Origin of the sequence: Micromonospora sonneratiae (assembly GCF_042679305.1) — a bacterium.
GTDB lineage: Bacteria > Actinomycetota > Actinomycetes > Mycobacteriales > Micromonosporaceae > Micromonospora_H > Micromonospora_H sonneratiae.
On sequence record NZ_JBHTMP010000010.1, the window covers coordinates 88,579 to 106,385 of the forward strand.

Below are 17,807 nucleotides of genomic sequence, written 5' to 3' on the forward strand. Positions count from 1 at the left end.
CTGAAACGGATCTCTACCTGAGTGTCGGGGCGGCTAATTTCCCTAGGACGCCTGGCGGATGGGCATGTCGGCCAGCCATGCGTCGGCCAGGCTGCCGAGGGGGACGTCGAGGGCCTGGCTGAGGCAGACCACAGTGCCGAACGCCGGTGCGGGAAGGCGGCCCGCCTCGATCTTGCGCAGTGTCTCGGGGGAGATGCCGGCTGCCAGGGCCACCTCGACGAGGCTGCGGCCGGCCCGCGCGGACCGGAGGGCGACTCCGAGGCGCTGGCCCGCTGCGATCTGTTCGGCGGTGAGTGGTTGGCGAACCATGTCAGCAGGATACCCCTCCTGAGGTTCCGACCTGGCGTGGTATAAAAATACCCGAGCGTGGTATAAAAATACCGCACATGGAGGGGGAGGCTGTCGTGATCGAGCTCAAGTCCGCCGAGGAGATCGGCCGGATGGAGGTGACCGGCCAGTTCGTCGGCGAGCTGCTGGCCGAGCTGAGCAGCGTCGCCGCAGTCGGCGTCAACCTGATGGACCTCGAACACCACGCCCGCCGCCGGATCAAGGAACGCGGCGCCGAATCCTGCTACTGGGACTACGCCCCTTCGTTCGGCCGCGGCCCGTTCCGCAACGTGCTGTGCCTGTCGGTCAACGACGCGGTGCTGCACGGCCTGCCACACGACTATGTTCTACGCGACGGTGACCTGCTCAGCATCGACATGGCGGTCGGCATCGACGGTTGGGTCACCGACTCCGCGCTCTCCGTCATCGTCGGTACCCCCGACCCGGCCGATCTGAAGCTGATCGAGGCCACCGAGGTTGCGCTGGAGGCCGGCATCACCGCCGCCCAGCCCGGCGGCCGCCTCGGCGACATCTCCGCCGCGATCGGTGAGGTCGCCCGCTCCTACGGCTACGGCGTCAACGCCGAGTTCGGCGGCCACGGCATCGGCCGCACCATGCACGAAGCCCCGCACATCCCCAACAACGGCCGGGCCCGCCGGGGCCTGAAACTCCAGCCCGGCCTCACCATCGCCATCGAGCCCTGGTTCTGCCGCTCCACCGACAAAATCAAGTTCGACAACGACGGCTGGACGATCCGCTCCGCCGACGGCTCCCGCACCGCCCACTCCGAACACACGGTCGCCATCACGGCTTCCGGCCCCCAGATCCTGACCCGCCGCCCCACTCACGGCGTCGTTTCGGCCGACTCCACCAGCAAGCCCGCTACAGCCTCCTGACCCACTGCCGGCGTTCGGGCGCGCCCCAGGGCTTTTCGGGGATGGGCCTGCCGCACCTTCCTGAGCAGGTCCCAGCCGTACGCCTCAGTCCACCACTCAGGCATGCGCGCCGTCCGGCTCGACCGTGTTTCCCAACTCGCCGAACAGCTCAGACCGTCACTGGGCGTCCACTCTGTAGGCGGTAGCCACGGCCGTATCCCGGGTCCACGATTTTCGATAGTCAGCGGTCACCCTCCTGATGTCCACGGACATCAGGAGGGTGGCCGCGAGGCCACCGACCAGACCGCTCCGCCACGGATCTCCCCGGGTGCAGTACTAGCGTGCGCGGAACGCCCGCCACGCCTTGACCATGCGCTGCACCTGGCCGGGGGTGAACTGGTACATGCAGGAGTCGTAGGTGTAGTCCATGTAGTTGTGAATCGGGTCACGGCCCGGCGCGGCGCAGGAGTCCTGCCCCTCGGGGCAGGCAAAGCTCGGCTGCGCCTCGGCCGGGGTGTCCGTTACGGCGTCACCGCTGCCTTCACAGCCGCCCTGGAAGGTGTGGTACAGGTTCAGCCAGTGGCCGACCTCGTGAACGGCGGTGTCGCCCTGGTCGTAGGGAGACGCCGTACCGCCGGGCAGGGACTCCGCGAGCACCACGACGCCGTCGTACTTGTCGAGCCGCTTCTGCGGGAACGTCGCCCAACCGAGCAGATTGTCGTCGAGATCCCCGGTGTAGATGTTCAGCGTGCGGGCACCGCCGACCCGCAACTTCCTCTTCATCTGCTGCTCGGCTCGGCTGTTCACGACAATCGGGTACCAGCCCGACTTCACCACCCGGTTGATCTTCTTGAGTCGGAACCTGAACGGTGACGGGGCGCTATTGGTGCCCTTGCCGCCGGTGTATGCCGTGTTCAGTGCCCGGATCTGGGCGTCGATCATGGCACGCGGGATGTTGCCACCGGACCGGGTCCGGTTCTTGGCGATGACATGTACGACCACCGGGATCGTGTAGATCGCCCGCTCCGCAGGAGCGTACGGACCCGGACCCATCAGGCGCGCGTACTCCGCATCCACCTCGTGGTCGCGCCGCGCTGCCTCTGCCGGGGGCAGTTCGTTCGGGTCGTGGGCGTCGGATCCGCCCGGCCGCGCCCTGCCGTTGGCAGGCGCTTCGACCGGGTCGGTGCAGGTCTGCCCCGAAGCGTGGGACAGGTCCGGGGGTACGGCTTCTGCCGGGCTGATGCCCATGATCGTCGACGTGGCCAGCAGTACGAGAGAAGCGCCCGCCGCGAAAGTCGGACGTAGTGGTAGTCGGATACCTTGCCAGTCCATTAGTTCACCCCTTCGATCCCGTGAAGCGACACGAGGGGTGAACGTGGCGCAACTAGGCGTGTGGCGGACGTTACTCGCCGTGGCTCCCTTGCTCAACGACGTACCTCGGTGTGGCCTCCCGTGGCCTGTCGTGATCCGGATGGGCTCCACAAGCCGGGGGTACGTGAGTGCGCTCCCGGCAAGGACGAGGTACAGTGGGGACCGCTTGCGGGTGTAGTTCAATGGCAGAACATCAGCTTCCCAAGCTGACAGTGCGAGTTCGATTCTCGTCACCCGCTCCAATAGCTGAGGCCCAGTGTCAGGAAGTATTTCCCGACACTGGGCCTCAGCTTTTATCGATCCCTATTTGGCCGCCGTGCCCCCTGCGTGCCCCTCCGGCTCAGCGTGCCCTTCCGTGCCCCCGCGTGCATCCTCGACGAGCTTGCTCAACGCATCCGCGATCTTGCGATCCCGCCCGGCGGTCTTGTGCAGGTAGATCAACGCCGCCCGGGTGGTCGAGGCTGGTCCATTTAGTCCGCTAAGTCGCCTTGCTTCTCCAATCTGAAGCGGCGATGTAGGTGCCTTTTGGGGTGAGTAGCGAAGTAGGCGGCATGCTTGACCACGGCGAAGATCGAGAACCCTTCGGTCATGCCTGACCTCAACTAACCATTCACATTTGCATGCCCGCAGCGGCTATCTCCATGTTCGGTCGATTCAGGTTGTCTAGTTCGCCTGGGATGTGCTCATTTGACGACGTGAAAGTCCGGGTGAGCATTCCAGGCGAGCGTCGCCGCCGCATCGAGGTAGACAGCATCGCTGACGCGGATGCCGCGGCCCGCGTTGCTTAGATGATCAAGTAGGTCTGCGGTAGGTGGGGTGTGGAACTCCACGAACACCCATCCGTCGGTTTGCCGCGCCACTCGCTGAGCCATCCGTCCCAAAGCCGGGCGGCCAGTGACGTCGCTGACAAAGATGTGAAGCCCGATGTCGCAACGCATCGTCACCCCAGCAGCCCGCTCGACAAGCTGTAGCTCTTCGGGATCGGTCTCAAAACCTGCTTCGTCGATGGAGTAGCCGTAGGGCAGGCCAGCGGCGGAGTACCAGGAAGTCGGGTCGGCTTCATGCGGGGCCAACCCCTCGCTGATCATTGCCCCTACCACGATCGGCCCGACGCGTTCGGGAGCGTACGGACTCAAGATGCTCAACGCTGTTCCACCCATAGCCGAGGAGTAGACAGCATCGGCTCTTCGGGGCCACGCCTGACGCCTCGGCTACCGATCGGAGAAGCACCAGATGCGGACCGACCGCCACCAGCAACTACGGCAGCAGGGATCCCAGGGCGTGTGCGCGGGCTTCGATGATGCGCATGCGGGCGGCGTGTTCAGTGGGTTCGCGGTGGGTGGCTTGGCCGGTCATCTGGCCGGGCCACTTGCGGTAGAGGAGCCCTGGTTCGGCGGTGAAGTAGCCTTCGCTGACTGTGCTGGCGGCGAGCAGTAGGCCGGTGTCTTCGGAGGCGGGGAGGGCCATCCAGCCGCCGAGGGCGAGGAGCAGGTCACGGCGCATACACAGGGTCGCGGGGTGCACCGGAGCCCGGTAGTCGTTGGCTTTCCAGAAGGCGAGCACGGCACCTCGGCCGATCGGCCCGTCGGGTGGGTCCATGTCCCAACTGTGGGTAGTACCGTCGGGGAGCAGGTCGAGCACCCGCGACGTGGTCCAGCCAACCTGGGGATTGTCGGTGAGTACGGCGATGTCTCGGGCGAGCGCACCGGGTGTTAGCTGGTCGTCGGCATCGAGTACCTTGACGAACTCACCTTCGGCACGGGCCAGAGCGAGGGTACGGGCCACGCCTGGGCCGCCTGGTCGTCCGCTGCCAGCGCTGATACGTGGGTCGGCATCGGGTAGCCGGTCGATGAGGAGGCCGTCTTGCCCGTCTTCCTGGACCAGCCATTGCCAGTCCCACCCGTCCGGTAGTTCCTGCCCGGCCAACGACTCGTAGGCGTCGGCGAGGTAGCCGACGCTGGGCCAGTGCACGGGTGTGATTACCGAGACGAGTCGGGTCAAGTTGTCCACCGTTTCAGGTCGGTCGTGTAGACAAGCTCGGTCCGGTCACCGGGAAAGACGATGTCGGCGACTTCCACGACCCGGTCGGTGATGTCGATCGAGGTCTTGCGTAGGGCCAGGACCGATACCCCGGGTTCGATGTCGAGTAGTTCGGCCTCGTCCGGCGACGGCGGTCGTGCCCGTACCTCGTCGACGATGCGGGCCAGTTCGACGCCGACGGTGAACAGTTGGTGTTGTGTCCCGCCCGGCCAGGGTTCGTTCTCTGCGTCGAGCAGCTCAGGGTTCGCCGCCACCAGGTCGTACGGCAGGTATGAGTACGACACCGACAGCGGAGCGCTTTCATGCCGGGAACTCGTCCAGTACAGGCGACGCAGTAGCAGCGTGCCGGTCGGCAGGTCGAAGGCGTTGGCCATGTCGTCGTCGGCGGGCACCTGGGCGTACTCGGCGTGGAACTTCAGGTCGTCAACGGTCAGACCGGTGTCGTGTTCAGTTCCGCCGGTCTTACGCCGCTGGCCCTCGTCGAGCAGCGCCCGGTCCTTCTCCCACTGGTACCGCTCTGTGTTATGCCGCCGTATCCGTTGGCGGGGTGCACGTACGTAGGTGCCGCGCCCCTGTTCTGCTCGGACCAGGCCCCATTCGCGCAACTGGCGGATGGCGTTGCGGACGCTGGTACGCGACAGCCCGGACGACTCAGCCAACTCGGTCTCACTGGGCATGGCAGCGCCCTGAACGAGCTTTCCACTCACGATCTGGGCGCGCAGCTCCTCAGCGAGCTGTAGGTAGCGCGGACGCCAGTCACGAGGGATCACGCCGCTAACGCTACCGCCTAGACGTTGAGACGTCTGCCGGGTGGTCCCTTTCCGGCCCCGGTCAGCCATCGGTCCGCCCTGACCCACCTCGTTGACCGCCCGACGTCGTACACATGGCCTCGACCCCGGACGTCAGTTCTTCGATCACCTGGGCTGCTTGCGCGGCGGACAGCACCACCGTCTGGGTCGCGCCGTACCGGGTGGCGTCGAGCCTGAGCCAGGGCTGTCGTCCAAGGAAGCGATCCACGACCAGGTGGAGACTCAGCCACCCCGTGCCTTCCCGCCCCACGGTCACCGGTGCGCTTCGATGCAGCGGATCATTGGGACCGCAGCCCCGACACCAGGGCGGACAGGTAAACGACGGCTGTGAAGCCCTTGGCGCATTGGACGCGTGGCGGTCATCGGCGGCCATCGTCGGCCACTTCCTGAGCAGTAAACCCTGCCTGGGTCAGCAGCGCATCCAGGTGCCGAGCAAGCTGCCACGCCTCAACGAGCCGCAGTTCCGCCAAGCCGTGACCACAAGCCCGTGACACGGTATGCACCGCGACCAACGGCGGCTCATTGATCGTCCCAATCAGGTGGGTTACCGCGATGCCGCCAAAACGGAGATTCCCGGCACGGCACAGCACTCCACGATGCCACGGCAACATGCTCGTCAGCCGTGGCGGCACGACGTAGCCGCATCGTTCCTGTACGCACCACGAAGGATGGTCGACCACCTGTGGCCACCGACCAGCATTGTTAGCCATCACAGCCACCGTCCGGCGGTGCATCGACGTTCCTGCCCGAGCGTCAGCAGCGGAGCGCTCTGCAAGAAGGGATACGCGCGAGTCGGGCACAGCGCCCAGGGCGATGTGGCGACCTCGGACCGCGCCATGCTCCCGGGCGCCCGACCAACCGCAAATCCAGAGGTACGACTGCGGCGACGACAGGGCCGCCAAGACAGGACCAGTCGGAAACGTGAACGGACCACTGCAACCTCCACGCCAGACGGTGGAACCGGTGGTCGACCCTCCGCCCCCTCAAACTCGAAGAGCCAACCACCGGTCCAGCGAAGGCACGGCGAACCTCACGGGGGAGAACCTGGTACGCCGTGCCGATCCAGGCCCGCGTGGGTGACCGCCTCGGACTTGCCGATCCGAGGGCACGCGGGACTGCCGGTGTGCGACCGAGGCCAGCGGGGTGCCAACCCCTTGTCACGGTCCGCTACCTCGGCCGCACACCGAGAAACGTATCTACAACTAGAAGACTCGTCTAGATGTCTCAAGGACTCAGATTGGTTGTCGGTTGAGAACCTGACAGACAGGTACGGTGACCCAGTGCCAGCCCCGCACTACGGTCAGCCTCGCTACCGCTCGATCGCCGACGAGCTACGCCGCCGCATTGCCGTCGGCGCGATACCCCCGGGTGCCCTCCTTCCACCGGAGAGCACGCTCAAGTCAGAGTTCGACGTCGCCCTAGGAACCATCCGGAGTGCGCTTGACGTGCTCCGCGCCGAGGGCCTGGTCGTCACCGAACACGGCAGAGGCACCTACGTCCGCCCCACCTACCCAGTACGCCGGCTTGGCCCCGACCGGTACTGGCTCCAACCCCAGCACCCAGCTGACGACCATGCATCAGCGAAGCCGAGTGACGGCGCCAGGCCAGAACCCGTCGACCAGGTCGACGCCGACTACCGCGAGCGGCCTGCTACGGCAGAACTCGCCGAGATGTTCGGCGTTCAGCCCGGAACGATGCTGCTCGAACGCCGCTTACTCAGCCGCAGCCATGGCATACCGCTGCAACTGACCACCTCGTACTACCTGCTCGACATGGTCGCCGCTACACCCGTAGCTGACCCCACCCTTGAGCCCTGGCCCGGCGGCCACGTCGCCCAACTCGCATCCCTCGGAATCACCGTTACCAAGATTCGCGAAGTCATACGCGCCCGAATGCCCACCACCGACGAAACCAGCGCCCTGCGCCTACCGGCCGGCGTACCAGTCGTCACCGTTAGCCGGAAGACCTATGTGCGTGAACGCGTCGTCGAAGCCGCTACCAACCTCGTACTACCCGCCGACCGAACCGAACTTGAGTACGAGACACGACTCTGCCTCGGCTAGTCGGTCACCCCGATTACTGTCGGTGACGATAAAATGATGATGTTGACGCACTCACATGCCGAGATGAGAGTGTCGTTCAACGATTGGCTTGTTGTTCAGAATTTCTGATGCTCTTGTGTGTCGAAGGCGAGGCGGGATCTTTCGATCTCCTCAATATTCTCGTGTGCCCAGGAGCGCACCGCGGCCAAAGCTTCCAGCACCGAGTGGCCCAGTGGTGTGAGCATGTACCAAACCTGCGGCACTTTTTCCGCGTCCGACCGGCGGGCGACAAAACCGTCACGTTCCAGACTTCGCAATGTTTGGGTGAGCATTTTCTCGCTGATCCCGTCGGCCGCATCGCGCAATTGCCCGAACCGCAGCGGTCCGTTCTCCAGCTGGCCTATCAGTACTACCGTCCATCGATCGGCCAGCCGGTCGAGTGTTTGGCGCGTCGGGCAGGTCAGAGTCGGCGGCGCAGCATCGGATCGACTACGAGCCGACCGGCGACTGCCTGGCCGCGGTCGGGTTCTCGGCTGTGGCGACATGGCGTGAGACTAGCGCGCACTTACAAGTACGTACTTGACCCAGTGGCTCTGCTTGCCGACCGTAGAGACGACCGTGGACACCAAACATAGGAGAAGTCGTGGCGGAGCCCGCACCGCGCAGTAGCGTCCAGTTCGGTGGGACCACCGTTACCTACCTTCCTGATGGCGTGGTGCGCGCGAATCCGCTCGCAGCGTTTCCAGGTACGACGCATACCGACTGGGACTCATATTCGGATCTACTCGACAACGACGAGTGGCTGGTAGTCAGCGTGGGCTCGTTCCTGATCCGCAACGACGCCGGCGTGACCCTGATAGACCTGGGCTTGGGCGAGGTGCACTTCGAGGTCCCCGCTGCTGCCACCTACGACGGTGGTCAGTTGTTGACGAACTTGAGCGCAGAACACCTGTATCCGGCCGACGTCGACTTCGTCCTGTTCACCCATCTACACCGTGACCACGTCGGCTGGGTCAGCGATGGAGCGGGTGGGTTGACTTTCCCCAAAGCCCGTCACATCGTCAATCAGGAGGAGTGGAACCACTGGTGGTCCTTCGGTGACCCGACCGGGCCGGATCCGGAGACGGTCCTCGCGCCGCTGACCCCGGCAATCGAGTTCTTCGGCACCCAGCCACCTGTATCCGGGATCAGCGCGCTGCCGACACCCGGCCACACGCCCGGCCACACTAGTTTTCTCATCACCGATCCGGCGACCGACGATAATGTGCTCATCCTGGGCGACGCGATACACACCCGTGCCCAGCTGGAAAACCTGGACTGGACGTTTCGATCCGACTACGATAGCCGCCTCGCGCTCAAGCGTCGCACCGACCTGCTGTACCGACATGGCGAAAGCGAGCCCTTAATTGCGAACGGCCATTTCTCCGGTAGTGTTTTCGGTCACTCATGTGTCCACAGATAATGGCAAAGTCCGACAATAAAAGGAGAATCGACGAAGGTGAACGTGCCCTCTTGACCCGTTCCCAGGCGCGGCGCAGCGGCCGGGACCGGTCGCGGCCCAGCTCGGCGGCCCGCAACGGGGTCGCCGTCCGCCGGATGAGTTCGGCGTCGCGGGTGCCGGGGAACTTCTGGGCCCGGAAATAGTGCTCGGAGGTCGTCCACCAGTGGCCGTCGAGGTCGAAGCCGTGGCCGGAGAATTTGGAGAAGCAGCCGTACCGAACCTCGTTGGCACCGTAGAAGTAGATCGTCATCTGGGCCTCGGAGCAGGGGTCGGGGATCTGCACCGTGTCACAGACATCGATAGAGCGGCAACCGAGCTCGCTGGCCACCATCCGAATCTGCCGCGATCCGCGCGTCGATTGCGGACCGTAAGCATCCTGCCCAGCCCCTTAAGGATCATGTCAAGCATCCGGTGGGACGCGCCTGTCAAGCATCTACCGGGATACGACACATCGGGCGCAGGTGTGTTGCCGAATAGCTCTGTATTGGATCAAGACGCCGCGCGGAGCGCGGCGTGTGAGCGGTAGGCCGCCCGGCGGAGAGCCGCCCCGGACCGCTACGCGGCCGGGGCGGGAAGCCACCGACACCCGCCGGGTGCCGCTCACACGCCGCGCCAGTTGTCACCGCGCGGCAGCGATCAGGCCAAAGTGAAAGCCCGGCGCATTCACGGGATTTGGTCAACTCCGAAGCCAGCAGCGGGGCGAGCCGGGGGTGCTGGTTGGGATATCAGGATGACCGCTGGGATCCTGGTTCTCGATGCGAGATGTGCGTCTGGAACCAGGCAGCCGCTGCGACCGCTGCGTCGTACGGACCAAGGTCGTCGAGGTGTAGACCCTCCGGAGATGCGGTGCTGATCAGGGCTTCTTCGGCCCGTACGCCGTCATCCCAGTTGAGGCAAGCGGGGCTCCATCCGCCACGTAGCTTTTGTCCGTCGTAGTCGACGCGGAGTGTGGCGCACACGGCGTTGTTGGCGGTGAAGTCGTAGGAGGCCATCATCCACAGACCGCCATCGTCGTCAGCGTGATACCAGTCATCGAGTCCGGGCACGAGTGCGGACAGGTGGTGGAAGAAGGTCGTCTCGTCGGGCGTTGGCTCGCTGTCGCGCATAGCTGGGAGTGTGCCATTGTTCCACGTATGCGCTTCGGCGTGTCAGGGCTCCGACGGGCAACGACAGCCGGACGCTGGACGGGTTGTTGTCCGGCCGCCGGTCGGGGCGGTACGGAAGCCGGCGGGGTTGGCCGCCGTCGTGGTCGGGGCTTCCGTCTGCCGCGCCAGTGCAAACCCCGCACTGGCTTGCCACCGAGTCGCCCGGTCGCCGTCCGTCGTGGCCGTCCAGACGTACCCGGCCGCCACGCGTGCCCCTACGTGCCCGTAACACGGGGAAGCATCGGGCAACCGCGACCAACCACAGGCACCGCCACCAGGAGCGCGACCGTCTGAACTGGTCAGGAGCGGATGCCCGCGCGAGTTCCCAAGCTGACAGTACGGCTTTAACCCATTGTCACCTGCCAAGAGAGAAAGCCCAGGAAAAGGCCGTAGCCCGTAACAGGGTGAGGAGTGTGGCGACGTGTCAGATTTGGCGGTCGTGGAAGTAGACCGTCGCGGACCACCAGTCGCCGTCCGCCGTGACTTCGTTGTGGAAGACTACGTCTTGAACCTCGATTGGCCCGATCGCCTCCAGGGTGTCGGCAAGCCGCCGCAGTAGCGCCGGAACGTTGTCCTGCCCTTGCCCAGCCGGGTTGGCCTGTGAGAGGTGCCGGACAGTCCAAGATTCGGCTCCTGATGCCATCAGGCGAGCGTGCCAGAGGAGTGCCGGGCGACACGGGCCGGGCCATCCGCAGGCCACAAGCCGGTGTAACGCCAGGCCAAACCAGGCCACCTGAGACCGTGCCGACCAGGCAAAACGCCGTGACAGGGCCCGGTCTTGTGCAATTCCCAAGCTGACAGTGCGAGTTCGATTCTCGTCACCCGCTCCAATAGCTGAGGCCCAGGTCAGGAAGTACTTCCCGACACTGGGCCTCAGCTTTTATCGATCCCTATTCGGCCTCAGTGCCCCTGCGTCCCCGGTCGAGTACGACTCGACGTAGCCCTGTTCATCACCGGCCGAACCCGTGCCCACCGCCGTTGAGGAAGGTGAGAACGGCGAGGACCCGGCGGTGGCCGCTGTCGGTGACGGCGAGGCCCAGCTTGTTGAAGATGTTGCCGATGTGCTTGTGCACGGCATTGTCGGTGATGACGAGCCGGTCAGCGATGGTGCTGTTGTCGTGCCCCTGTGCCATCAGCGCGAGTACCTCGCGTTCACGGGGGGTGAGGACGGCAATCGGGTCCCTGCGGTGGGCGAGGAGTTGGGCGATGACTTCGGTGTCCATGGCGGTGCCACCGGCGGCCACCCGGCGCAGCGCGTCGATGAATTCGTCCACCCGGCTGACGCGGTCCTTGAGGAGGTAGCCGACGCCGCCGCCGGTGGTGGCGAGTAGTTCGGCGGCGTACTGCTGCTCGACGTACTGCGACAGGACCAGGACCGGTAGACCGGGGTGTTCTCGCCGGGCCTGTAGGGCGGCTCGGATGCCCTCGTCGCGGAACGACGGCGGTAGCCGGACGTCGACGATGGTGACGTCGGGCCGATGGTCCCGTACGGCGGTGAGGAAGCCCGCCGCGTCGTCAGCGATGGCTGCGATCTGGAAGCCTGCGCGGGTGAGCAGCAGTTCCAGTCCGGTGGACAGCAGCACGTTGTCCTCGGCGATCACTACCCGCATGGCAGCTCCATGGTGATGGTAGTCGGGCCGCCGGACGGGCTGTCGACGTCGACGGTGCCGTCGAGCGCGAGCACCCGGCGGCGGATCCCGGCCAGGCCGGTGCCTCGCCGATGGTCGGCGCCGCCGGTGCCGTTGTCGGTGATCGCCACCGACAACCGGTCTGCTGTCCGACTCACCTGGACGCCGGCCGTGGTCGCGTGGCTGTGCCGGGCGACGTTGGTCAAGGCTTCGGCGACGGCGAAGTAGACGACGGCCTCCACGGCCGCTGGTACCCGGTCGAGGTTGCCGATGTCCAGTCGGGTCGGCACCCCGCAGCGGGCGGTCACCGCGGTCAGTGCGCCGGCGAGGCCCCGGTCGGCGAGGATCGGCGGATAGACGGTTCGGATAACGTCGCGTAGTTCGGTCATCGCCTCCTCGGTTCCCTCGTGTGCGTCCCGAAGAAGTCCTTCCAGGAACTGGTCGTTCCGCGGATTGTCGGACAGTGCCTGCCGGGCCACGGCCAGCCGCATGGCGATGGCCACCAGCCGGGCCTGGGTGCCGTCGTGCAGATCGCGCTCGATTCGGCGCAGTTCCGCGCCGTGTGCGTCGAGCACGTCCGCCCGGGTGCGGGTCAGGACGGCGACCCGGTCGGTGAGCTGTTCGGCCGCCGAGGGCGACAGCGTCGCCAGGCAGATCCGGGCGTGGGCACGTGCCATCGGCGGAAGGAAGAGGTACGTCAGCGCGGTGAGGAGGAGGATCTGTAGGGGGCCGAGGGTGAGGGCGGTAGTCCAGCCGGTTACCGGGATGTCGATGAACAGCCGTGGCCGGTCCGCCGGCTCGAATGCCCACCACAGTGGTGTGGCGACCGCGGCGGGCAGCAGGTTGCCTATGCACAGCAGTGCGGCGAGGCCGAGCGTTACGCCGGTTGCCGCGTTCACCGGTAGCCATAGCAGGGCCCGGCGGGTGGCCGGATCGGCCCAGGCCTGACGTGCCGTGGCGGGCGGGGCAGAACGTGGTGCGCTGGGCAGGTCGAGTAGCCGCTTGGCGCGGTTGCGGTGCCGGTCCGCCCAACGCCAGGCAAGCCTCGGATGACAGAGCAGCGGCAGTGCGAGCACCGTGACGATCCCGGAGCCCAGTGACCCCAGCAGGTAGACCCCGCCGCGCCACGCCTGCGACCACCGCCGACCCGACGTCACACCGCGCCCCTTCGCGTACCCGTTGCGGCCTGGGCCCGCCGCGTGTCCCGACACGAGATCAAGTCTGCGGTACGGCCGACCTTCGGGCACTACAGCCAGCTGTAACTCACATCCGGTGGTACGTGGTATCGGCATCCGACGACGTGGAACCTAGCGTCGGGCGCATGAGGTTGAGCAGCAGAAACCCATCGAGACGACGCATGGCGCTGGTCGGGGCCACCGCGACCGGCTCACTGTCCCCAGGTTCGACATTTGCGACACAGTCGTACGCAGTGCAGTTGGATTCGGTGTCGAAAACATACGGGTCGGGGAAGAACGAGGTACGTGCTCTCGACGGGGTGACGGCTGGATTCCGGCGCGGTACGTTCACCGCTGTCATGGGCCCGTCCGGCTCCGGCAAGAGCACGTTTCTGAACTGTGCGGCAGGTTTGGACCGGCCGACGTTGGGCCGGGTCGTGCTGGGTGACACCGAGCTTTCCGGCCGGTCGGAGACCGAGTTGACCGAGCTTCGGCGGGACCGGATCGGGTTCGTCTTCCAGGCGTACAACCTGCTCGGTGCGCTGACCGTGGCGGACAACGTCACGTTGCCCGCCCGGTTGGCGGAGAGATCGGTCGATTCCGCGCAACTGGCGAGTGTCCTTGCCGCAGTCGGGCTTGCTGAGCAGCACGACCGACGCCCGAGTCAACTCTCCGGTGGCCAGCAGCAGCGGGTGGCGATCGCCAGGGCGCTCATCAACCGGCCCGACCTGGTCTGCGCGGACGAGCCGACGGGCGCGCTGGACAGCCGCAGCGGCCGTCAGGTCCTGGCACTGCTCAGGAAGATCGTCGATGACCTGGGGCAGACCGTGCTGATGGTCACGCATGATCCGGTCGCGGCTGCGCAGGCCGACACCGTGGTGTTCCTCGCCGACGGCCGGTTGGCCGGCGAGATGATCCGACCGTCCGTCGAGCAGATTGCCGAGCGGATGACTCACCTGGGGGAGCCGTGACCCGCCGCGTGATGTCGAAGCGCATGCTGGCGCTGGCCTGGAGCACGGTCAAGGGACGGAAGGGCGGGTTCGTCGCGGCGTTCGTCGCGGTGCTGTTCGGTTCGGCGGTGATCACGGCCTGCGGGATTCTGTTTGAGAGCAGCCAGCGCTTGGGCGTGCCGACCGAGCGCTACCAGGCTGCCGACGTGGTGGTGGGCGCCCCGCAGGCACTGCCGGTGGCCGACGACGTGGACCCCAGGTTCGGTGAGCGGGCCACCCTGCCGGCCGACCGGGTCGGCGACATCGCGCGACTGCCCGGCGTCCGGGCGGTGATCGCCGACGTCAACGTCCCGGTTAGCATCGTGACAGCGAACGGCGAGGTGCTCGCCGGGCCGGACGGCACCCCCGCGCTCGGGCATGGCTGGCGGTCGGCCGCGCTCGGTCCGTTCACCATGAGCGCCGGCCAAGCCCCGACGGGGCCGGACGAGGTGGTGCTGGACTCCGCGCTGGCCGAGCGGGCCGGCGTCACCGTCGGCGGGTCGGTTCGACTTGTGGTCGGCTCGAACACGTCCACCTACCGGGTGACGGGCATCGCGAGTCTGTCTGGAGGCAAGCTCGCGCGGCAGTCCGTACTGTTCTTCACCGATGACCGGGCTCGGGAACTGACCGGCCAACCGGACCGGGTGGATGCGATCGGCGTACTGGCCGCAGCCGGTGTCAGCACCGACGAACTGGCGAGCGCCATCGAGGCGGCAGTCTCCGGTGTGGTCGTCTACACCGGCGGTGACCGAAGCGAGGCCGAGTTCCTCGACATCGGCAGCACGCGGTCGTTCGTCAGCGAGCTGTCCCTGGCGTTCGGCAGCAGCATGGTTTTGGTGATCATGGTTGTCGTGGCGGGCACACTCGCGCTGTCCGTTCGGCAGCGGCTGCGGGAACTGGCGCTGTTGCGGGCGATCGGCGCGACCCCGAAGCAGGTGCTCGGCATGATTGCCGCCGAGACCATGGTGGTGGGCACGCTCGGGGCAGTGCTCGGGGTGATCCCCGGCATCGGGCTGAGCTTCCTCCTCCGCGAAACCTTCGCCCTGGTCGGCGCGATACCAGACGACTTCGAACTGTCGATCAGTCCGCTGCCGGTACTCGCGGCGATGGTGCTGTGCCTGATCGGCGCCCGTCTGGGTGGCTGGATAGCCGCCCGACGCGCGGCGAGGCTCAGGCCGGTGGACGCGCTCGGTGAGGCCGCGGTGGAACCGCCCAAACTCGGGTGGCTTCGGTCGACTGTCGGTGTGCTGCTCGTCCCTGCCGGTCTCGCCACCGCATTCGTGCTACCTCTTGTGCTGCCCGGTGAAGGAGCCGCTGAAAGCGCGGCCTTCTCGGCGTTCCTACTCGTCTTCGCCGTCGCGCTGCTGGGGCCACGGCTGCTCGGTGGTGCCGTCACCGTACTTGGCCCATTGTTGAACCGCAGGTCGGGCGTCAGCGGGTTCCTCGCGACCGCGAACGCGTACGCCAACTCGCGGCGGCTCGCCGCAGCGACCACTCCGCTGATCATGGGTATCACCCTGGCCGCCGGGCAGCTCTTCAGCGGGACGACCGCGAGCGCGGCGGCACGGGATCAGGCTGAGGACGGCCTGCGCGCGGACTATGTCGTCACGTCCATGTCCGCCGGCGTGTCGCCCGAGGTCGCGGACGTGCTCCGGGACGTCCCCGGCGTCTCGGTGGTGTCCCCGGTCGTCCGCACCCGGACGTTGGCGACCTTCACCTCCGAGGACAGCCTTCAGATCAGGACGTACGCGGCGCAGGGAGTCATCGGCGACCGGCTTGCTGAGACCATGGATCTCGCCGTTCTCGAGGGCGATGTCGCGGACCTGCGGGGCGACACGGTGGCGTTGAGCCGGATCGCGGCCGGCACGGTAGGCGCTGCTCTCGGTGACACCGTCGACCTCCGCCTCGGTGACGGCACGCCGATCAGACCCAGGGTGGTGGCGCTCTACGAGAGAGGGCTCGGCCTCGGTGACGTCACGCTGCCGCACGACCTCGTCCTCGAACACACCACCGACCGGCTGGACTTCGCGGTGCTGGTCACAGCGGCCAGCGGGACCGACGTCGGAGCACTCGGCGATGCATTGCGATCCGCCGTCCAACACCTCCCGACCGTCCAGGTCGACAACCGCGAGTCGTTCGTCGCCGCACAGCGCGACGCCGCCGCCGGTGAGTCGGCGGTCGGCCTCATCCTCAACGCGGTCCTGCTGGGCTACCTCGCGATCGCCGTGGTGAATACCCTGGTGATGGCGACCGCCGCACGCTACCGCGAGTTTGCCCTGCTCCAACTGGTCGGCGCCACCCGTCGGCAGGTCTTCGCGATGATGCGCAGCGAGGCGCGGATCATCGTCGTCGCGGCTGTGCTCATCGGTACCCTGGCCGCGATCCCGTCGTTGGTCGGTACCAGCATCGGACTCACCCGGACGCTGATTCCGTCCATCCCACCGCTCGGCTACCTGGGAATCGTCGCGGTCGCCGCGCTGCTCGGCTGGGCCGCCATCATGTACTCGACCCGGGTCGCCATGCGTTCGCAGCCGGTCGACGCGATTGGTGTTCGCGAGTGAGGCCGGCGGCACTACAGCCAGCTGTACCACATATCGGGTGGCACGAGGTATCGGTCCGCGTCGACGCGGAAACTAGCGTCGACCGCATGAGGTTGAACAGCAGAAACCTATCGAAACGGCGGGTCGCGCTGGGTGTGGCAGCGGGACTCGTTGCCCTCACGGTCACGGTCACCGGGCTCGATCCGGCCGGAGGATCGGTGACCGGCTCCGACCCCGCCGCCACCCGGTTGCAGCGGGACACCGACGCGATCCACGCCCTCGGGGTGACCGGCGTTCAGGCCCGGGTGACCACCTCCGACGGCCGGCAACTCGTCGCCACCAGCGGCCTCGCCGACCGTGGCACCCGCCGACCGGTGCCGCCCAACGGACGCTTCCGGATCGCGAGTACCCGTAAGGCGTTCGAAGCCACCGTCATCCTGCAACTGGTCGGGGAACGCCGACTGTCCCTCGACGACACTGTCGAGCGGTGGCTACCCGGGTTGGTCCGCGGCAACGGCAACGACGGCCGACGGATCACCGTACGTCACCTCCTGCAGAACACCAGCGGCATCCACGACGACCTGCCCGGCTACACGACGCCCGAGGAGTATCTTCAGCAACGATACGAGGTGTACACCCGCGAGCAACTCGTGGCACGGGCGATGAACCACCGGCCGGACTTCGAACCCGGAGCGGGCTGGGCCTACTCCAACACGGGCTTCGTCCTGGTCGGCATGATCATCGAGCGGGTCACCGGTCGGTCCCTGCAACAGGAGGTCACCGACCGGATCGTCGGTCCGCTCGGGCTGCACCACACCACCTGGCCCGGGACGTCGCCGTTCCTACCCCAGCCGCACGCTCGGGCGTACCAACTGTTCGAGACCGGTGAGCTGGTGGACGTCACCGAGCAGGTTCTGGTGGACCCGGATTCCATGGTCTCCAGCACCCGGGACCTCGACCGGTTCTTCCGTGCGCTGCTGGGCGGCCGGCTGCTGCGCCCCGCGCAACTGGCCGAGATGAAGCGAACGGTCGAGATCAACGAGGACATCAACGTGATCTGGCCGGGTGGCCGCTACGGGCTCGGCCTGGCCAGCCGTCCGCTGCCCTGCGGTGGCGTCTACTGGGGCCACGACGGCGGCGACGGCGGCTACATCACAGTCAACGGCGTCACCGACGACGGGCAGCGCAGCGCCGTGGTGTCCATGTCCGCCTCGCTCGGTGATTCGCTGGAGAGTCAACTCCAGCAGCAACGTGGCGCTGACACGCTGATCCAGAACGCTCTGTGCGGCGGGGTGTAGCCAAGCCGTACGGCGTGTAACGAACGAGAGCCCTGACCGGCGATGGCCACTCCGGTCAGAGCCGTTC

Annotated in this window: 18 protein-coding genes and 1 tRNA gene; 7 read left to right on the top strand and 12 right to left on the bottom strand. The window is 66.7% G+C overall.

Annotated elements, in window-relative coordinates; all coding sequences use genetic code 11:
* Positions 1 to 42 precede the first annotated feature (42 nt).
* Entirely contained in the window at positions 43 to 309 is a 267-nt protein-coding gene (locus ACFQ4H_RS09000) for a helix-turn-helix domain-containing protein (protein ID WP_377569152.1), read from the bottom strand.
* A 95-nt stretch (positions 310 to 404) separates the two neighbouring features.
* Here ACFQ4H_RS09000 and map point away from each other — a divergent pair, with 95 nt between their 5' ends.
* A complete protein-coding gene (gene map / locus ACFQ4H_RS09005) occupies positions 405 to 1,223 on the top strand; it encodes a type I methionyl aminopeptidase (RefSeq protein ID WP_377569153.1) in 819 nt (272 codons plus the stop codon).
* A gap of 315 nt (positions 1,224 to 1,538) precedes the next feature.
* Here the strand turns inward: map and ACFQ4H_RS09010 are convergent, their stop codons facing one another.
* Positions 1,539 to 2,534: a zinc metalloprotease gene (locus ACFQ4H_RS09010; protein WP_377569155.1), complete on the bottom strand. Its 996-nt coding sequence runs from the start codon at positions 2,532 to 2,534 to the stop codon at positions 1,539 to 1,541.
* A gap of 207 nt (positions 2,535 to 2,741) precedes the next feature.
* Between ACFQ4H_RS09010 and ACFQ4H_RS09015 the strand changes: the two genes are divergently transcribed.
* Positions 2,742 to 2,815, top strand: a tRNA-Gly gene (locus tag ACFQ4H_RS09015).
* A gap of 441 nt (positions 2,816 to 3,256) precedes the next feature.
* On the opposite strand, the gene ACFQ4H_RS09020 is transcribed toward ACFQ4H_RS09015, so the two are convergent.
* The 4 genes from ACFQ4H_RS09020 to ACFQ4H_RS09035 all read right to left on the bottom strand — a co-directional run bounded on the left by ACFQ4H_RS09020 (position 3,257) and on the right by ACFQ4H_RS09035 (position 6,132).
* Complete coding sequence (locus tag ACFQ4H_RS09020) at positions 3,257 to 3,661, bottom strand: hypothetical protein (protein ID WP_377569157.1); 405 nt, start codon at positions 3,659 to 3,661, stop codon at positions 3,257 to 3,259.
* 169 nt (positions 3,662 to 3,830) lie between these two features.
* A complete protein-coding gene (locus ACFQ4H_RS09025) occupies positions 3,831 to 4,583 on the bottom strand; it encodes a glycosyltransferase family 2 protein (RefSeq protein WP_377569158.1) in 753 nt (250 codons plus the stop codon).
* Complete coding sequence (locus tag ACFQ4H_RS09030; RefSeq protein WP_377569159.1) at positions 4,571 to 5,383, bottom strand: GntR family transcriptional regulator; 813 nt, start codon at positions 5,381 to 5,383, stop codon at positions 4,571 to 4,573. The genes ACFQ4H_RS09025 and ACFQ4H_RS09030 overlap by 13 nt, the downstream gene beginning before the upstream one ends.
* A gap of 398 nt (positions 5,384 to 5,781) precedes the next feature.
* The gene (locus tag ACFQ4H_RS09035) at positions 5,782 to 6,132 is read right to left on the bottom strand and encodes a hypothetical protein (RefSeq protein WP_377569161.1); all 351 of its coding nucleotides are present in this window, start codon (positions 6,130 to 6,132) and stop codon (positions 5,782 to 5,784) included.
* Positions 6,133 to 6,702: 570 nt separating this feature from the next.
* On the opposite strand from ACFQ4H_RS09035, the gene ACFQ4H_RS09040 reads away from it, so the two are divergent.
* Positions 6,703 to 7,485 (top strand): GntR family transcriptional regulator, encoded by a 783-nt coding sequence (locus tag ACFQ4H_RS09040; RefSeq protein WP_377569162.1) that lies wholly within the window; start codon positions 6,703 to 6,705, stop codon positions 7,483 to 7,485.
* 95 nt (positions 7,486 to 7,580) lie between these two features.
* Here ACFQ4H_RS09040 and ACFQ4H_RS09045 read toward each other — a convergent pair whose 3' ends face one another.
* On the bottom strand, positions 7,581 to 8,009 hold the full coding sequence (locus tag ACFQ4H_RS09045; RefSeq protein ID WP_377569164.1) for a winged helix-turn-helix transcriptional regulator: 429 nt from the start codon (positions 8,007 to 8,009) through the stop codon (positions 7,581 to 7,583).
* 98 nt (positions 8,010 to 8,107) lie between these two features.
* Here ACFQ4H_RS09045 and ACFQ4H_RS09050 point away from each other — a divergent pair, with 98 nt between their 5' ends.
* Positions 8,108 to 8,926 (top strand): MBL fold metallo-hydrolase, encoded by an 819-nt coding sequence (locus ACFQ4H_RS09050; RefSeq protein WP_377569166.1) that lies wholly within the window; start codon positions 8,108 to 8,110, stop codon positions 8,924 to 8,926.
* Here the strand turns inward: ACFQ4H_RS09050 and ACFQ4H_RS09055 are convergent.
* The 5 genes from ACFQ4H_RS09055 to ACFQ4H_RS09075 form a co-directional block, all read right to left on the bottom strand.
* Positions 8,820 to 9,296 (bottom strand): NADAR family protein, encoded by a 477-nt coding sequence (locus ACFQ4H_RS09055; RefSeq protein WP_377569167.1) that lies wholly within the window; start codon positions 9,294 to 9,296, stop codon positions 8,820 to 8,822. The genes ACFQ4H_RS09050 and ACFQ4H_RS09055 overlap by 107 nt on opposite strands.
* A 394-nt stretch (positions 9,297 to 9,690) precedes the next feature.
* Positions 9,691 to 10,071: a hypothetical protein gene (locus ACFQ4H_RS09060; protein WP_377569169.1), complete on the bottom strand. Its 381-nt coding sequence runs from the start codon at positions 10,069 to 10,071 to the stop codon at positions 9,691 to 9,693.
* Positions 10,072 to 10,534: 463 nt separating this feature from the next.
* The gene (locus ACFQ4H_RS09065) at positions 10,535 to 10,753 is read right to left on the bottom strand and encodes a hypothetical protein (RefSeq protein WP_377569171.1); all 219 of its coding nucleotides are present in this window, start codon (positions 10,751 to 10,753) and stop codon (positions 10,535 to 10,537) included.
* Between the two features lie 307 nt (positions 10,754 to 11,060).
* The gene (locus ACFQ4H_RS09070) at positions 11,061 to 11,720 is read right to left on the bottom strand and encodes a LuxR C-terminal-related transcriptional regulator (protein WP_377569173.1); all 660 of its coding nucleotides are present in this window, start codon (positions 11,718 to 11,720) and stop codon (positions 11,061 to 11,063) included.
* Positions 11,711 to 12,895, bottom strand: coding sequence for a sensor histidine kinase (locus ACFQ4H_RS09075; RefSeq protein WP_377569175.1), 1,185 nt, complete (start codon positions 12,893 to 12,895; stop codon positions 11,711 to 11,713). The genes ACFQ4H_RS09070 and ACFQ4H_RS09075 overlap by 10 nt, the downstream gene beginning before the upstream one ends.
* A 287-nt stretch (positions 12,896 to 13,182) precedes the next feature.
* Between ACFQ4H_RS09075 and ACFQ4H_RS09080 the strand changes: the two genes are divergently transcribed.
* The 3 genes from ACFQ4H_RS09080 to ACFQ4H_RS09090 all read left to right on the top strand — a co-directional run bounded on the left by ACFQ4H_RS09080 (position 13,183) and on the right by ACFQ4H_RS09090 (position 17,740).
* Positions 13,183 to 13,884: an ABC transporter ATP-binding protein gene (locus ACFQ4H_RS09080; RefSeq protein ID WP_377569176.1), complete on the top strand. Its 702-nt coding sequence runs from the start codon at positions 13,183 to 13,185 to the stop codon at positions 13,882 to 13,884.
* On the top strand, positions 13,881 to 16,463 hold the full coding sequence (locus tag ACFQ4H_RS09085; protein ID WP_377569178.1) for an FtsX-like permease family protein: 2,583 nt from the start codon (positions 13,881 to 13,883) through the stop codon (positions 16,461 to 16,463). The genes ACFQ4H_RS09080 and ACFQ4H_RS09085 overlap by 4 nt, the downstream gene beginning before the upstream one ends.
* Positions 16,464 to 16,549: 86 nt before the next feature.
* Positions 16,550 to 17,740: a serine hydrolase domain-containing protein gene (locus ACFQ4H_RS09090; RefSeq protein WP_377569179.1), complete on the top strand. Its 1,191-nt coding sequence runs from the start codon at positions 16,550 to 16,552 to the stop codon at positions 17,738 to 17,740.
* Positions 17,741 to 17,807: the final 67 nt, after the last annotated feature.

Excerpts from the sequence above, each read along its gene's own strand:
- ACFQ4H_RS09070 (WP_377569173.1), bottom strand. The coding sequence starts at position 11,720 with ATGCGGGTAGTGATCGCCGAGGACAACGTGCTGCTGTCCACCGGACTG.
- ACFQ4H_RS09090 (WP_377569179.1), top strand. The coding sequence starts at position 16,550 with ATGAGGTTGAACAGCAGAAACCTATCGAAACGGCGGGTCGCGCTGGGT.
- ACFQ4H_RS09010 (WP_377569155.1), bottom strand. The coding sequence starts at position 2,534 with ATGGACTGGCAAGGTATCCGACTACCACTACGTCCGACTTTCGCGGCG.
- ACFQ4H_RS09000 (WP_377569152.1), bottom strand. The coding sequence starts at position 309 with ATGGTTCGCCAACCACTCACCGCCGAACAGATCGCAGCGGGCCAGCGC.
- ACFQ4H_RS09065 (WP_377569171.1), bottom strand. The coding sequence starts at position 10,753 with ATGGCATCAGGAGCCGAATCTTGGACTGTCCGGCACCTCTCACAGGCC.
- ACFQ4H_RS09060 (WP_377569169.1), bottom strand. The coding sequence starts at position 10,071 with ATGCGCGACAGCGAGCCAACGCCCGACGAGACGACCTTCTTCCACCAC.
- ACFQ4H_RS09020 (WP_377569157.1), bottom strand. The coding sequence starts at position 3,661 with ATGATCAGCGAGGGGTTGGCCCCGCATGAAGCCGACCCGACTTCCTGG.
- ACFQ4H_RS09035 (WP_377569161.1), bottom strand. The coding sequence starts at position 6,132 with ATGGCTAACAATGCTGGTCGGTGGCCACAGGTGGTCGACCATCCTTCG.
- ACFQ4H_RS09045 (WP_377569164.1), bottom strand. The coding sequence starts at position 8,009 with ATGTCGCCACAGCCGAGAACCCGACCGCGGCCAGGCAGTCGCCGGTCG.
- ACFQ4H_RS09055 (WP_377569167.1), bottom strand. The coding sequence starts at position 9,296 with ATGGTGGCCAGCGAGCTCGGTTGCCGCTCTATCGATGTCTGTGACACG.